Raw genomic sequence first — 15,450 nt, forward strand, 5'->3', positions numbered from 1 at the left:
TTAGCTCTTACTAAATTTACTTTTTTTTGTACATCATGTCAAAGATCGTATGATAACATTCGGCAACTTGTGTTGCCAGAGTATCAATGGTGGAGAATAACGGATTCGAACCGTTGACCCTCTGCGTGCAAGGCAGATGCTCTAGCCAGCTGAGCTAATCCCCCAATCATACAAGATATCAATCTCGTCTTGGTAGTCCCAGGCAGAGTTGAACTGCCGACCTCTACATTATCAGTGTAGCGCTCTAACCAACTGAGCTATAGGACTAGTTCAACCGTGTCCTGTCTTTAGACTCGGCTTCTGTTTTCTCTTGTTTATCTCTATCTATATTGCTATAGACGGTCGATCTATATTCTATAAATAAACAAGTACCAGTAGTACAATTTTAGAACCGATGAACGTCGTTTTCAACATCGCTCCAGAAAGGAGGTGTTCCAGCCGCACCTTCCGGTACGGCTACCTTGTTACGACTTAGCCCCAGTCACCAGTTTTACCCTAGGACGCTCCTTGCGGTTACGTACTTCAGGTACCCCCGGCTCCCATGGCTTGACGGGCGGTGTGTACAAGGCCCGGGAACGTATTCACCGCGCCGTGGCTGATGCGCGATTACTAGCGAATCCAGCTTCACGAAGTCGGGTTGCAGACTTCGATCCGAACTGAGAGAGGCTTTTGGGATTAGCATCCTGTCACCAGGTAGCTGCCTTCTGTACCCCCCATTGTAACACGTGTGTAGCCCCGGACGTAAGGGCCGTGCTGATTTGACGTCATCCCCACCTTCCTCACATCTTACGACGGCAGTCTCTCCAGAGTCCTCAGCATGACCTGTTAGTAACTGAAGATAAGGGTTGCGCTCGTTATGGCACTTAAGCCGACACCTCACGGCACGAGCTGACGACAACCATGCAGCACCTTCACAGCGGTGATTGCTCACTGACATGTTTCCACATCATTCCACTGCAATTTAAGCCCGGGTAAGGTTCCTCGCGTATCATCGAATTAAACCACATGTTCCTCCGCTTGTGCGGGCCCCCGTCAATTCCTTTGAGTTTCACCGTTGCCGGCGTACTCCCCAGGTGGAATACTTAATGCTTTCGCTTGGCCGCTTACTGTATATCGCAAACAGCGAGTATTCATCGTTTACTGTGTGGACTACCAGGGTATCTAATCCTGTTTGATACCCACACTTTCGAGCATCAGTGTCAGTTGCAGTCCAGTGAGCTGCCTTCGCAATCGGAGTTCTTCGTGATATCTAAGCATTTCACCGCTACACCACGAATTCCGCCCACCTCTACTGTACTCAAGACTGACAGTATCAACTGCAATTTTACGGTTGAGCCGCAAACTTTCACAACTGACTTACCAGTCCACCTACGCTCCCTTTAAACCCAATAAATCCGGATAACGCTCGGATCCTCCGTATTACCGCGGCTGCTGGCACGGAGTTAGCCGATCCTTATTCATATTATACATACAAAACAGTATACATACTGCACTTTATTCTAATATAAAAGAAGTTTACAACCCATAGGGCAGTCATCCTTCACGCTACTTGGCTGGTTCAGGCTCGCGCCCATTGACCAATATTCCTCACTGCTGCCTCCCGTAGGAGTTTGGACCGTGTCTCAGTTCCAATGTGGGGGACCTTCCTCTCAGAACCCCTATCCATCGAAGGCTTGGTGAGCCGTTACCTCACCAACAACCTAATGGAACGCATCCCCATCCTTTACCGGAATCCTTTAATAATCAAACCATGCGGAATAATTATCCCATCGGGTATTAATCTTTCTTTCGAAAGGCTATCCCCGAGTAAAGGGCAGGTTGGATACGTGTTACTCACCCGTGCGCCGGTCGCCAGCAAAGAAAGCAAGCTTTCTTCCTGATGCCCCTCGACTTGCATGTGTTAAGCCTGTAGCTAGCGTTCATCCTGAGCCAGGATCAAACTCTTCATTGTAAAAGTATTGTTATATATCCCGTAAGGGATAATATTAGCTCTGTTCAGGATGTCGAAAATTTATTGACGGTCATTTTTTCATATACCTATATAATAAGTATTGACGGTTCTAAATTTTACTTGTACTACTTGTATTGTTTATCAATTTTTCAAAGAACTCTTCTTTTCGATTGCGCTTCGTTTCAAAAGCGGGTGCAAAGGTAAAAGGTTTATTTTAAAACACCAAATGTTTCTGGAAGTTTTTTTTAAAATGTTCTCCCGGTCTGTTCTCTGGCTCTCTTAGCGAAAGGGAAAGGCACCGGAATAAACGCCTTTTATCGCGAATCGGACTGCAAAGATAACGAATTTTAATATTAAACTCCAAAGAAAAAGGAGATTATTTTTGTTGTTCGTTAAGGCAATCAATACGCACTTGCAACATGTCAATTTCAATCGGCTCTCCCTCTCTTGGAAAGCGGGTGCAAAAGTACGCGATTTACCAATACAAGGCAAATATATAAGGAAGTTTTTTTCATAAAAATATAAATTTAGATGTAAAGGGCTGAAGGAGAGACCAGTTTTAAAGCATACTTTTAAAAGAGGGGGGAAGGGGAAGGTGAAGGGAACACATTATTATAATATATAGAAGGGGAATACTTGGAAAACAAGGAGGGGGGGATTCATTGGGGAGGGAGGGGAATCTCTGTGTTGGGAACGAACCGCCAGGCGGTTTCAAATTTCTCCGGGGGGGGGATATGGGAAAGGGATTCTCAGGGGGCACCCGGATAAATGTGTAGCTGGGTCAGCAGTTAAATATCATTGATAATCAGAAGAGTATATTTACCTGAATTTTATTCTTGATGTAAAGCCATTTACCCGGGCATGTAAAAGCATTTACCTCAGCATGTAAAGCCATTTACCTCGGCATGTAAAAGCGTTTACCCCGGTTGGTAAATGGAACCCGCATTCAAGGTTACGGGGGTACGCGCGTAAAGGCAGCGTCAAGGCAACGTATGCTTCGGACAGATCATGCTTGAGGGAAAGCGCCGGCGGAAGGAAAAGCGGGAGGACAAGGTAAAGGACAGACACCGTCTATTCAGGAAGGCGGGAGAAAGGGAATAGCGGACAGGGAATGGGTCGGACGGGGGCAAAGAATATCCCAAGCGGCAAATAACAAAGGACTTCCGGAAAAAAGCAAAGCATTTTCAAACAAACAAGCGGGGATATGAAAATGCTTTTTAAAGGGAAAGCAGACAAGAAACGAAGAATATACTTCTGAATACGAGGGAATTAGGAAAGATTTTCAAGCGATGGCAAAGGGTGGAAGATGGAAGATGAAGGTGGAAGATAAACGGGCTGAAAACGCGATCTTCCACCGTATCAACTAAATGATAATCAGATAAAAAGATTGAAAAAGGTGGAAGATGGAAGATAGAAATACATTTCGCGGAGGAGAGGAGAAAAGCGGATGGGAGATGAAAGATACAAAAAGAAAAAAGGAAAGAGACCGGGAAAGAGTGAAACGGGACGAAAAGAAAAGATAAAAGACTAATGTTAAAAGCACATTTTGCCATAATTTCTCTCCCCCCAAAAACAGGGTATGTTCTACCAAAGCATATGAAAGCAGTTATAGTAACAGACAAAAACTTTCTTTCATCGTTTTCCAGGGCAAAATCAGCTAATTATGACTCTTTCGCAATTCAAGCGCAAAGGTCTTTCAAAATAAACAAGATGTACCGTCATAAGGTAGTTCTAAGACTTCTGTCATAAGGAATAAAAGAACAAATACACCAGCAAAATCAACAGAAGGGACAACAAAACCGAACTTTAAAAATATCCCCAAAGGAGCATCTGTCCATGTAAATCTTGCCTTTCATTCATTAAAAGTATCGGTTAACAGCCAAAAAAGATTCATAACCGGAAGAGATAGCAATCTTTTAGGGTTCCACAACGATTTCATTTCATCTTTTTTTCGTATTTTTGTCCCAATATGCACCTTATTATAAGGAGAGCAACGACGAATAAAGAAACAATGAGAGTAATTGACTTAATACATAGCAACGAAAAAACAGCCTTCTCTTTTGAAATACTTCCTCCTCTGAAAGGTACAGGTATTGAGAAGCTGTATCAAACCATAGATACATTACGAGAATTTGACCCCAAGTATATCAATATCACTACGCACCGCAGTGAATATGTATACAGAGATCTGGGGAATGGGCTTTATCAGCGCAATCGGCTACGAAGACGTCCGGGAACCGTAGCTGTAGCAGCTGCTATCCAGAACAAGTATAATATGACGGTAGTACCTCACATTCTGTGCAGTGGTTTTACTCAGGAAGAAACTGAATACGTACTGCTCGACCTACAATTCCTGGGAATTACCGATCTGTTGGTTCTCCGTGGAGATAAAGCAAAGCACGAATCGGTTTTTACCCCCGAAGGAGACGGACATCATCATGCTTTAGAGTTACAGGAACAGATCAATAATTTCAATAAAGGTATCTTTGTAGACGGTTCGGAGATGAAAGTAACAAATACTCCTTTCTCTTATGGAGTGGCCTGTTATCCGGAAAAACATGAAGAAGCACCTAACATCGACATGGATATCCATTGGCTGAAAAAGAAAGTGGAGGCCGGAGCCGAATATGCTGTGACACAATTGTTCTATGACAACAAGAAATACTTTGATTTCGTAGAAAGAGTACACCAGGCAGGAATACACATCCCGATTATTCCGGGCATCAAACCTTTCAAGAAGTTATCCCAACTAAGCATGGTTCCGAAAACATTTAAGGTAGACCTTCCGGAAGAACTAACCCAGGAAGCACTGAAGTGCAAAACAGACGAGGAAGCCCGCAAAGTGGGTATCGAATGGTGTATCAACCAATGTAAAGAGCTGATGGCCGCCGGTGTACCCAGTATCCACTTTTACTCCATCGGAGCAGTGGACAGTATAAAAGAAGTAGCCAAAGCGATTTATTAAACTATGTTTTTCAGAGACGTCATCGGACAAGAGGCAGCCAAGCAGCGACTGATACAAGAAGTCAGCGAAGGACGCATACCACACGCCCAACTTTTCTGCGGGCCTGAAGGTGTGGGCAAGTTTCCATTGGCATTAGCCTATGCACGCTACCTGAGTTGCACGAACCGCAGTGAGACAGACGCTTGTGGAGTCTGTCCGTCGTGTGTGAAGTTCAATAAGCTGGTTCACCCCGATGTTCACTTCGTTTTTCCGGTAGTAAAAAACGGAAGAAGTGATGATTACATTGTGGAATGGAGAAAACTGGTACTGAATAATCCCTATTTTACGATTAACCACTGGCTAAATGAAATTAACGCAGAAAATGCACAGGCGGTGATTTACACCAAAGAAAGTGATGAGATCATGAAAAAGCTCAGCCTTAAATCCAGCGAAGGAGGATTTAAGATTACCATTCTTTGGCTTCCCGAAAAGATGCAGCAAGCTTGTGCCAACAAGTTATTAAAGCTGCTGGAAGAACCACCCCAGAAAACGATTTTCTTACTGGTATCAGAGAATCCGGAATTAATTCTCCAAACGATACTGAGCCGTACACAACGTTTCAATCTACGCAAAATAGACGAACAATGCATTGCCGACGCTTTACAAAACAAATATGGAGTGCAGCAGGCGACCAGTATTTCGATTGCCCACCTGGCTAACGGAAACTTTATCAAAGCGCTTGAAACCATTCATCTGAATGAAGAGAATCAACTGTTTTTTGAGTTATTTGTCAGCCTGATGCGCCTTTCTTACCAAAGAAAAATCCGGGAAATGAAATTGTGGAGCGAACAAGTGTCAGGCATGGGACGTGAACGTCAGAAGAACTTCCTGGAGTACTGCCAACGGATGATCCGGGAGAATTTCATCTACAACCTGCATCGGAAAGAATTGACTTATATGACATTAGATGAACAGAACTTCGCTACACGGTTTGCCCCTTTTGTAAACGAACGAAACGTGATGGGCATCATGGACGAACTGAGTGAAGCTCAAAAACATATTGAACAGAATGTAAACGCTAAAATGGTATTTTTCGACTTCTCACTGAAGATGATCGTACTGTTGAAGCAATAACTTTAAAATAAAGTATATGGAATTTAAACTGCATAATGGGAGTGGAGGCCTTTGCTGTAAGAGCTGTTCCCGACAAGATAAAAAACTAAATACCTACGATTGGCTGGCCGACATACCGGGCAATGCGGAGGAGAGTGACATGGTAGAGGTTCAGTTCAAGAACACCCGCAAGGGATACTACCGAAACAGCAACAAGATCAAATTAGAGAAGGGAGACATCGTAGCCGTAGAAGCTACACCGGGACATGACATCGGCACCGTTACCCTGACGGGACGATTAGTGCCGCTCCAGATGAAAAAGGCAAACTTTAAACAAGATGCTGAAATCAAACGTATCTACCGCAAAGCCAAAGCTGTGGATATGGAGAAATATGAAGAAGCCAAAGCCAAAGAACACGCCACAATGATTCGTGCGCGTCAGATAGCGGCCAGCCTGAATTTGGACATGAAAATTGGCGACGTAGAATATCAGGGAGACGGCAACAAAGCTATCTTCTACTACATCGCTGACGAACGCGTCGACTTTCGGCAGTTAATTAAAGTGTTGGCTGAAGCTTTCAGAGTACGTATCGAAATGAAACAGATCGGTGCGCGCCAGGAGGCAGGGCGCATCGGAGGTATCGGTCCTTGCGGACGTGAATTGTGTTGCGCCACCTGGATGACAAGTTTTGTGTCTGTATCGACCAGCGCAGCAAGGTATCAGGACATTTCACTCAATCCTCAAAAACTGGCAGGACAGTGTGCTAAGTTAAAATGTTGCCTGAACTACGAAGTAGATTGCTATGTAGAAGCGCAGAAGCGCCTGCCTTCAAGAGAGATCGAACTGGAAACTAAAGACGGAACCTATTATTTCTTCAAAGCAGATATTCTCAGCAACCAGATTTCGTATTCAACAGACAAGAATTTCGCCGCAAACTTAGTCACTATCAGCGGGAAGCGGGCATTCGAAGTGATAGGACTGAACAAAAGGGGCATCAAACCGGATAGTCTATTGGAAGCTGAACGCAAACCGGAACCTAAAAAGCCGATTGACCTGTTGGAACAAGAAAGTCTGACACGTTTTGACCGTGACCGTCGCCGTAACGGAAAAGATGGAAATGGAAAAGAAGAAGGTGGAAACGGAAACCGCAAAAAGAAGAAAAAGAACAATAACAACCGTCCGCAACAAGCCGCCAATGCTGAAACACAAAACCCATCGCCGACGGCTATAGAAAACAAAGAGAACAGTGGAGCTCAACCGGTACAAGGGCAACAACGCACACGAGGAGAACGCCCCAAAAACAATAACCGCAGCAACAATCAGCCGCGCAAAAATAATGAGGCTCGTGAACCGCGCAATAATGAAAATCGGGAAACACGTAAGAATGAATCCCGTGAGCAGCGCCCTCCACGCGAACCCCGCGGACCACGTAACAACGAACAACCTAAACGCACCGAGAAACCCCAGGGAAATGAAAAACCTGCTCAAGAATAGCATCTGCATGCTTCTCATGACATGGATACTGACTGCATGTGACGATAACACTGTGTATCACTCATATCAATCCACCCCTCAAGGTGGATGGAAAAAGAGTGATACACTCTTTTTCAATGTCCCTTTGAATGACTCCCTGATCAATCTGCGATTGTCTGCCGGTGTACGCAACAGCAGTAATTATCCTTATCAGAATCTGGACATCCTCATCAGTTACAATCTGGAAGATTCAACTGTATGGAAAACAGACACTCTGAAGTTTACTCTGACTGACCAGGAAGGTAAATGGAAAGGAACCGGCTGGGGAAGTCTTTACCAATCGGCTCTCCCCTTAAAAGACTGCTCCATCAAGCATCCCGGTAACTATACTTTTAAAGTTGTACACGGAATGAAAGATGAACAAATAACCGGAATCATTGATGTGGGACTGAAAATCGAGCACTTATAACCTCCTGCTACGTCCTGCATCAATACGCAGAAAAATAAAAAGCAGAATAGTAAATCCCCATAAAGACGACCCCCCATAACTAAAGAAAGGTAACGGAATACCAATCACAGGAGTCAGACCAAGCACCATTCCGACATTAATAAATAAATGGAAAAGGAAGATACTCACAACCGAATAGCCATAAACCCGTCCAAAAGTTGAGGTCTGCCGCTCCGATACCGCTATAAGACGCAGTATCAATGCCAGGAAAAGTAAGAGGACAGCAGCTGAACCAACAAATCCCTGTTCTTCGCCTACAGTACAGAAAATAAAGTCTGTATCTTGTTCAGGCACATATTTCAACTTCGTTTGCGTACCGTTCAGAAAGCCCTTGCCGGTCAATCCTCCAGAACCAATCGCTATCTTAGACTGGTTAACATTATAACCGGCACCAGCCAAATCCTCTTCCATCCCCAACACTACCTTTATACGAATCTGCTGATGAGGTTCAAGGATATTGTCGAAAACATAATCGCTTGAGTAGAGAAAACCAATAGATCCCAAAGCAAACAATCCTATCAGGAGATAAGCACGTTGCCGCTCGCTCAGAGACAAGTAAAGCAGATAGCAGATAACCACCACACAAAGTCCCCACTCTACCCAAACCAGATTAAAAGGAACAAGATACTCAGAAACAAGGTAGGCAATCGACAATGCAAGCAAACTACCACCTATAATATTCCGCACAGGCTCCCATTTCTTTCTATACACCCAAACCATGGAACCTGCAAACAAAAGTATCATCATCAAAACAGCAAACTCTCCGATCGGTGTAGGTGTGTCGGCAATAAACACCTGATCAAAACGAATACCTACCACAAAATATACTACTGCACATACCCCTGAGAACAAAACAACTCCGGGCATACCTTCGCGATACAGCATCAAGAAAAAAGCAAGATAGACCAATGCCGAACCGGTTTCTTTCTGTAACACGATCAGCAACATCGGCAACAGAATAAAAGCAACCAAAGGCAAAAAGCATTTCCACTTCTTTATATTAAAAGAATAGGCATTCATAAACTTCGCCAATGCCAAAGCCGTTGCAAACTTTGCAAATTCCGCCGGCTGGAGACTGACCGGACCTAATATTAACCAGGAACGGGAGCCTTTTGTATCAGGTGCGATAAAGATGGTCACTATCAACAGAAGAATCAGACCTATATATACAAGGTATGCAAACATATCGTACATCCGTTCTTCAAGCATCAAAAGAATGAAGCCAAGCCCAAATGAACAGATAATCCACATAAATTGCTTACCGGCGCGGGTAGAAAAATCCAGAAAATCACGATCACCATAATCATAACTGGCTCCACACACACTGAACCATCCGCCGATAATAAGGAGCAGGTAAATACCGATCGTTACCCAATCCAATGTTTTCCATAAACTAACGCTCCTCGTTTCCATACATAATCACTCTATTACTATATTCTTCTGCACGTATCTCGTTCTCGGGGGACAGCTTTCCTTTTAAATATTGTTCCATCATCAGTGCCCCGATAGGTACTCCGTAAACCGCACCAAAGCCACCGTTCTCAACATATACAGCAATGGCTATCTTGGGATTATTCATCGGAGCAAATCCCATAAAGACAGAATGGTCATGACCACGATTCTGCGCCGTACCGGTCTTACCACACACTTCAACATCCGGCAAAATGGCCCCAGCCACCCGGCAAGTTCCTCCCGTAACCGCAGCCCGCATACCGGTCACCACATCTTCATAATGTTTTCGGTCGATAGAGGTCTTTCTGGGCACCCGATAGATACTGTCAAGCTGTTCGTCTTGTATTTCTTTCACAATATGCGGAGTGATAAAATGTCCCCGATTAGCAATAGTAGCACCCAGATTGGCTATCTGCAACGGAGTTGCCAAAATCTCTCCCTGACCGATGGCAATACTGATTACCGTCAATCCATTCCAGCGTCCACGATAAGCTTTATCATAAAACTGAGCATTAGGGATCAATCCGCGCTTCTCCCCCGGCAAGTCTACTCCAAGTTTATAACCAAAACCTTGAGAAACCATGTGATCTTTCCAAACAGTAATGGCATTTTGCGAGGAGCCATACTTCCGGTCACCAAACATCCGGAACAATCCCCAACAAAAATAAGAGTTACATGAAGTAGCAATGGCCGGTATCAATGGCAGCGGTGAACCATGAGCATGGCAACCTACATGCAGGCTTCCGTAATTGAATCCATGAGCACAAGGAAAGGCCGGCGTATTGGTCTGAATAATTCCTTCCTGTAAGAAAGTCAGTGCTTGTGCTGTCTTAAACGTTGATCCCGGAGGATATACCCCCATAATCGAACGGTTTAGCAAAGGTTTCATCGGATCTCTCTGAAGCATGAGGTGATTCTTTCCACGCTGACGCCCAATCATCAGTCTCGGATCAAAATCAGGCGAGGAAACCATACAAAGTATTTCCCCCGTTTCCGGCTCAATAGCTACAATACTACCGATTTTGTTTTTCAATAAACGCTCTCCCAACATCTGGAGATCAATGTCAATTCCAAGTTTCAGATTCTTTCCGGGTATCGGACGTTTATCATACTTCCCATCCATATAATGCCCCTGTATGCGCCCATGAGCATCACGCAACAATACTTCCACTCCCTTTTCACCACGCAAAAAAGATTCATACGATTTTTCAATGCCTTGCTTACCGATATAGTCGCCACGGATGTAGTAATCATCATTTTCTATGTCTTTCATTGATACTTCACCGATATCACCAAGCACATGGGCAGCAGAGTTATAACTATATTGTCGAATGGTGCGACGCTGTATATAGAATCCCCGGAATTTAAATAGTTTCTCCTGAAACACCCCACACTCTTCTGCCGAAAGCTGAGACATAAATACCTGATTAGTATAACGTGAATATCCCGGATTTCTACGGCGGTCTTTCATATCACTCATAATTCTCAGGAACTGCGCACGGGTGATATTCAGCGTCTGACACAAATCAAGTGTATCAAGGTTCTCAACTTCCTTTGGAACCATTGTAATATCATAAGCAGGCTGATTAAACACCAACAATTTATCATTCCGATCGTACATCGCCCCACGTGACGGATACTGAATTTTATTTAAGAAAGCATTACTGTCGGCATTCTTCTTATAGTCATCCGTAGCTATCTGGAGTGAAAATAAACGCACTAAGTAGATCAGGACAATAGCCAGCGCTACTCCACCGATCACATATTTTCGTTTCTCCAGCACATAATCTTTTGCCATATCTATCTCCTCACTCCTTCAACAGCCATAATACAAGTTATAGTCAAAATGGTGCTCGACACCACCCTTAACAGCAATAACGGTATGCTGGTAAATGAGAAGAACTCAAGAGTAAGCAACATAAGATGATGTACAAAGACACTCACCACCAGATATTTGAGAAAAGAAGCAATCCCCATACTTTTCAACGAAGGTACAATGCTGTCCAAAGTATCGCGGGGAGTAAACAAACGGAGAAACAACGGACGTAGAAAAGCCAGTAACACTGTCGCCGCCGCATTCATACCCGGTGTGTTAGAAAAGATATCAATGGCAAGACCTATGCAAAAGCCCCATAACATCAATTCGTTTCGGGAAGTACCGGAATTAAACTTTAAAATAAAGTAGACATATAAAAAAGGAGTAGCCACACCGGCAATATGCACATTATTCAGGATCAGTACCTGAAGCAAGATCAGACCGACAAACCATCCTATTCTATGTATATAGTTGATAATCATTGCGCCAAACTCTTTTGTTCCAATTCTTTTTGTTCATGCTGGCCGGTCCTTGCAATCACACGCACTTCACTCACTTTACCAAAATCCGTTGCCAGCTTTACTTTCAACAAATAAGAGAGCCCGTCATTCGAATCGGCCATATCATCTACAGTACCAATCATGATCCCTTCAGGAAAAACGGTAGAATAACCACTGGTTACCACTGTATCCCCTAAGTTGAACTCTGCATGACGGGGTAAATCTTTCAAATAAGCATATCGGGAATCTCCATACTCCCATTTCAGATAACCAAAATATTCACTACCCACAATTTTACAACTAATACTGGACTTGCTGTTCAGCACCGAAATGACCCGAGAATAATGAGAAGAAGTATCGTATACGATACCAACGACTCCGTTTCCGTCGACAACTCCCATTTCCGGACGGATCCCATCTTTCGATCCACGATTTAAAGTGATGTAATTATCTACCAGATTGAGACTGTTATTGATGACCCGCGCCTTAAAAACCTGATAATCCGTATTAGGTAAATTGCGGATACTATTTAATTCGGTAGAGTCTGATAAATGCCTTCCCAGAGCATCCTCCAGATTGTGATTCTGTTGTTCCAGTTCCATAATGCGATCCAGCAAATCTTCATTGACCGATTTTAAATGGAAATAAGAAGTAATCCCTCCGGATACTTCATACACTTTGCCGGCAACCGCATTAGCCGAACTGAAATAAACACTGTGTTGATAGTGATTAAAGCGAAATAACAAAACAAAACTGATCACCTCCAATAAAATGAAGAGGAACCAGTGATTATATTTCAAGAGAAAGTTCAGTAAATTCCGCATAAAGACATATAAGTTACAAGCTACGAACTACGAGCTACAAGTATATGCAGCTACATTTATGCACTGCCAGTAACTTATAGCTCGTAATTCGTAGTTAATTATTTATCTCATCAAGAATGAGAAACGGTCTACATTCTTCAATGCAACACCTGTACCTTTAGCCACTGCATGCAACGGATCTTCCGCAATGTGGAAAGGAATATTAATCTTATCAGTCAGACGTTTGTCCAAGCCACGAAGCAGCGCTCCACCACCGGCCAGATAGATTCCATTGTGTACAATATCAGCATACAGTTCAGGAGGCGTATTCTCCAACGCGCTCAAAATAGCCGTTTCAATTTTTGAAATTGATTTCTCAAGGCAGTGTGCTACTTCCTGATAACATACCGGCACTTCCATCGGAAGCGCAGTAATACGGTTCGGTCCGTGAACAATATAATCTTCCGGAGCATCCTCACCCAGTTCGGTCAAAGCAGCACCTACATTGATTTTAATACGCTCGGCCATACGTTCACTGACTTTAACGTTATGTTGGCGGCTCATATATTCCTGAATATCTGCTGTCAGATCGTCACCTGCAATGCGGATGGAGTTATTCGAAACAATACCTCCCAATGAAATTACGGCAATCTCGGTAGAACCACCACCTATATCGACAATCATATTTCCTTCCGGTGCCTCTACATCGATACCAATGCCAATAGCTGCGGCCATAGGTTCAAATACCAGATAAACATCACGTCCACCGGCATGTTCGGCAGAGTCACGAACAGCACGAAGTTCAACTTCCGTACTACCCGAAGGCACTCCGATCACCATACGAAGCGACGGAGAAAAAAGACGGTTGCGAGTATTTACCTGTTTGATTAATCCGCGCATCATCTGCTCGCAAGCATAGAAGTCGGCAATCACTCCGTCACGTAGCGGACGGATGGTACGAATATTCTCGTGGGTCTTTTCGTGCATCAGTTTTGCCTTTTCCCCCACAGCAATCATCTTGTCTGTCCGACGGTCAAGGGCCACCACCGAAGGCTCATCTACTACAATCTTACCACCGGTAATTATGATAGTATTGGCCGTACCGAGGTCCATTGCTATTTCTTGTGTAAAAGAGAATAATCCCATAATGAATAAATTTCTAATGCGTCGATATGCCAGTGTGCCCTAACGGGTTGTCCGGCATACAACAAGTTTTTAATTAGTGCTTAAAGTGGCGGATACCCGTTGTCACCATTGCCATGCCATGTTCGTTGCAATAGTCAAATGTCAACTGGTCTTTCACCGAACCTCCCGGCTGAATAACAGCTGTCACACCTTCTTTATCCGCAATTTCCACACAGTCGGGGAAAGGGAAGAAAGCATCCGACGCCATCACTGCACCCTGCAGGTCAAATCCAAATGACTTAGCCTTCTCGATAGCCTGCTTCAATGCATCCACACGCGAAGTCTGTCCTACACCGCTTGCCAGTAATTGTTTACCTTTTGCCAGTACGATGGCATTCGATTTACTGTTTTTCACTATCTTATTAGCAAACAACAGATCTTCGACCTCTTCGGGAGTAGGAATTTTATCAGTTACCGTTTTAAGGTCTGCTGTTGTTTCAATATTCAAGTCTCTATCCTGAACCAGTACACCATTGAGCAAAGAGCGGAATTGCTTTCTCGGCAATTTGGCTTCTTTACGAACCAAAATAATACGGTTCTTTTTCTGCCCAAGAATTTCAAGTGCATCTACATCATAATCAGGAGCAATCACTACTTCAAAGAAGATTTTATTAATCTCTTCCGCAGTCTCTTTATCAATAACGGCATTCGTGATCAATACGCCGCCAAACGCAGAAACCGGATCACCGGCCAAAGCATCTTTCCATGCCTCAAGCACAGTCGGGCGGGAAGCCAGTCCGCAGGCATTGTTATGCTTCAGAATAGCAAATGTAACGTCATCAAATTCATCAATCAAGTCTACAGCAGCATTAATGTCGAGCAGATTGTTGTAAGAAATTTCTTTTCCATGAATCTGGTCGAACATCTCGTCCAGGTTTCCATAAAAATATCCTTTCTGATGCGGATTTTCACCATAACGCAACGCCTTCTGGCTGTTTGCAGAACAACGGAAAGCAGATCCCTCCTCGGCATCAAAGTAATTGAAAATAGCCGAATCATAATGTGATGAAACTGCAAATGCCTCTTTTGCCATCCAGCGGCGTTCTTCAAGGGAAGAAGTAGCTCCATGCTCCATCAACATATCGAGCAATGGTTTATACTGGGCCTGAGAAGCAACAATAATCACATCGTTGTAATTTTTAGCAGCGGCACGAATCAAAGAGATTCCGCCTATATCAATTTTCTCGATAATAGCAGCTTCATCGGCACCTGAAGCAACCGTAGCCTCAAATGGATAAAGATCTACAATGACAAGATCTATTTCAGGAATTTCATATTTTTCAATCTGCTGGATGTCTTGTTCCAGTCCGCGACGGCAAAGAATACCTCCGAAAATCTTCGGATGCAGCGTCTTCACTCTGCCACCCAAAATCGAAGGGTACGAAGTCAAATCTTCGACAGCCTTACAGGGATAGCCCAGTGATTCGATAAACTGACGAGTTCCTCCCGTTGATAAGAACTCCACTCCTTCTTCGTGCAGTTTGGTAATGATTTCATCCAAACCTTCTTTGTGATAAACCGATACCAGTGCGGTTTTTATTCTTTTAGACTCAGACATTGATTTGCTTATTAAGTATTTGGTGCGCAAAGTTACAAAATATTGTTTATCACACGTTATAAATAAGGTGTGAATTAATAATAAAAAAGCGCTGACTCACAATTAAATGAGTCAGCGCCTTTCTTATTATCAGTTTATTTGCAACA

Annotated in this window: 10 protein-coding genes, 2 tRNA genes and 1 rRNA gene; 4 read left to right on the forward strand and 9 right to left on the reverse strand. The window is 43.7% G+C overall.

Going from position 1 to position 15,450, the window contains the following annotated elements; genetic code table 11:
* Positions 1 to 87 precede the first annotated feature (87 nt).
* The 3 genes from G7Y45_RS01405 to G7Y45_RS01415 form a co-directional block, all read right to left on the reverse strand.
* Positions 88 to 164, reverse strand: a tRNA-Ala gene (locus G7Y45_RS01405).
* Positions 165 to 190: 26 nt separating this feature from the next.
* Positions 191 to 267: transfer RNA gene (locus G7Y45_RS01410), tRNA-Ile, on the reverse strand.
* Positions 268 to 422: 155 nt separating this feature from the next.
* Positions 423 to 1,951 (reverse strand): 16S ribosomal RNA (locus tag G7Y45_RS01415).
* A gap of 2,011 nt (positions 1,952 to 3,962) precedes the next feature.
* Between G7Y45_RS01415 and metF the strand changes: the two genes are divergently transcribed.
* Genes metF through gldH form a run of 4 tightly spaced genes read left to right on the forward strand, consistent with a single transcriptional unit; the run spans position 3,963 to position 7,951 of the window.
* Positions 3,963 to 4,916, forward strand: a complete 954-nt coding sequence (gene metF / locus G7Y45_RS01420; protein WP_022011749.1) for a methylenetetrahydrofolate reductase [NAD(P)H] — start codon at positions 3,963 to 3,965, stop codon at positions 4,914 to 4,916.
* A gap of 3 nt (positions 4,917 to 4,919) precedes the next feature.
* On the forward strand, positions 4,920 to 6,029 hold the full coding sequence (locus tag G7Y45_RS01425; RefSeq protein ID WP_005783087.1) for a DNA polymerase III subunit delta': 1,110 nt from the start codon (positions 4,920 to 4,922) through the stop codon (positions 6,027 to 6,029).
* Between the two features lie 16 nt (positions 6,030 to 6,045).
* Positions 6,046 to 7,503, forward strand: a complete 1,458-nt coding sequence (gene ricT / locus G7Y45_RS01430; RefSeq protein WP_005783086.1) for a regulatory iron-sulfur-containing complex subunit RicT — start codon at positions 6,046 to 6,048, stop codon at positions 7,501 to 7,503.
* Complete coding sequence (gldH, locus tag G7Y45_RS01435; protein ID WP_005783084.1) at positions 7,481 to 7,951, forward strand: gliding motility lipoprotein GldH; 471 nt, start codon at positions 7,481 to 7,483, stop codon at positions 7,949 to 7,951. The genes ricT and gldH overlap by 23 nt, the downstream gene beginning before the upstream one ends.
* Here the strand turns inward: gldH and rodA are convergent.
* From rodA to purH, 6 genes are all read right to left on the reverse strand, one after another.
* Complete coding sequence (rodA, locus tag G7Y45_RS01440) at positions 7,946 to 9,403, reverse strand: rod shape-determining protein RodA (protein WP_005783081.1); 1,458 nt, start codon at positions 9,401 to 9,403, stop codon at positions 7,946 to 7,948. The two genes, gldH and rodA, sit on opposite strands and share 6 nt — an antisense overlap.
* The gene (mrdA, locus tag G7Y45_RS01445; RefSeq protein WP_005810930.1) at positions 9,384 to 11,240 is read right to left on the reverse strand and encodes a penicillin-binding protein 2; all 1,857 of its coding nucleotides are present in this window, start codon (positions 11,238 to 11,240) and stop codon (positions 9,384 to 9,386) included. Before mrdA ends, rodA begins: the two co-directional genes overlap by 20 nt.
* 2 nt (positions 11,241 to 11,242) lie before the next feature.
* A complete protein-coding gene (mreD, locus tag G7Y45_RS01450; protein WP_005783076.1) occupies positions 11,243 to 11,740 on the reverse strand; it encodes a rod shape-determining protein MreD in 498 nt (165 codons plus the stop codon).
* Positions 11,737 to 12,582 (reverse strand): rod shape-determining protein MreC, encoded by an 846-nt coding sequence (gene mreC, locus G7Y45_RS01455; RefSeq protein WP_005783073.1) that lies wholly within the window; start codon positions 12,580 to 12,582, stop codon positions 11,737 to 11,739. Before mreC ends, mreD begins: the two co-directional genes overlap by 4 nt.
* Before the next feature lie 102 nt (positions 12,583 to 12,684).
* Positions 12,685 to 13,707 (reverse strand): rod shape-determining protein, encoded by a 1,023-nt coding sequence (locus G7Y45_RS01460; protein ID WP_005792050.1) that lies wholly within the window; start codon positions 13,705 to 13,707, stop codon positions 12,685 to 12,687.
* Between the two features lie 73 nt (positions 13,708 to 13,780).
* Positions 13,781 to 15,304, reverse strand: a complete 1,524-nt coding sequence (gene purH / locus G7Y45_RS01465) for a bifunctional phosphoribosylaminoimidazolecarboxamide formyltransferase/IMP cyclohydrolase (protein ID WP_005810937.1) — start codon at positions 15,302 to 15,304, stop codon at positions 13,781 to 13,783.
* Positions 15,305 to 15,450: the final 146 nt, after the last annotated feature.

This window comes from Bacteroides sp. ZJ-18 (assembly GCF_011038705.2).
Classification (GTDB): domain Bacteria; phylum Bacteroidota; class Bacteroidia; order Bacteroidales; family Bacteroidaceae; genus Bacteroides; species Bacteroides hominis.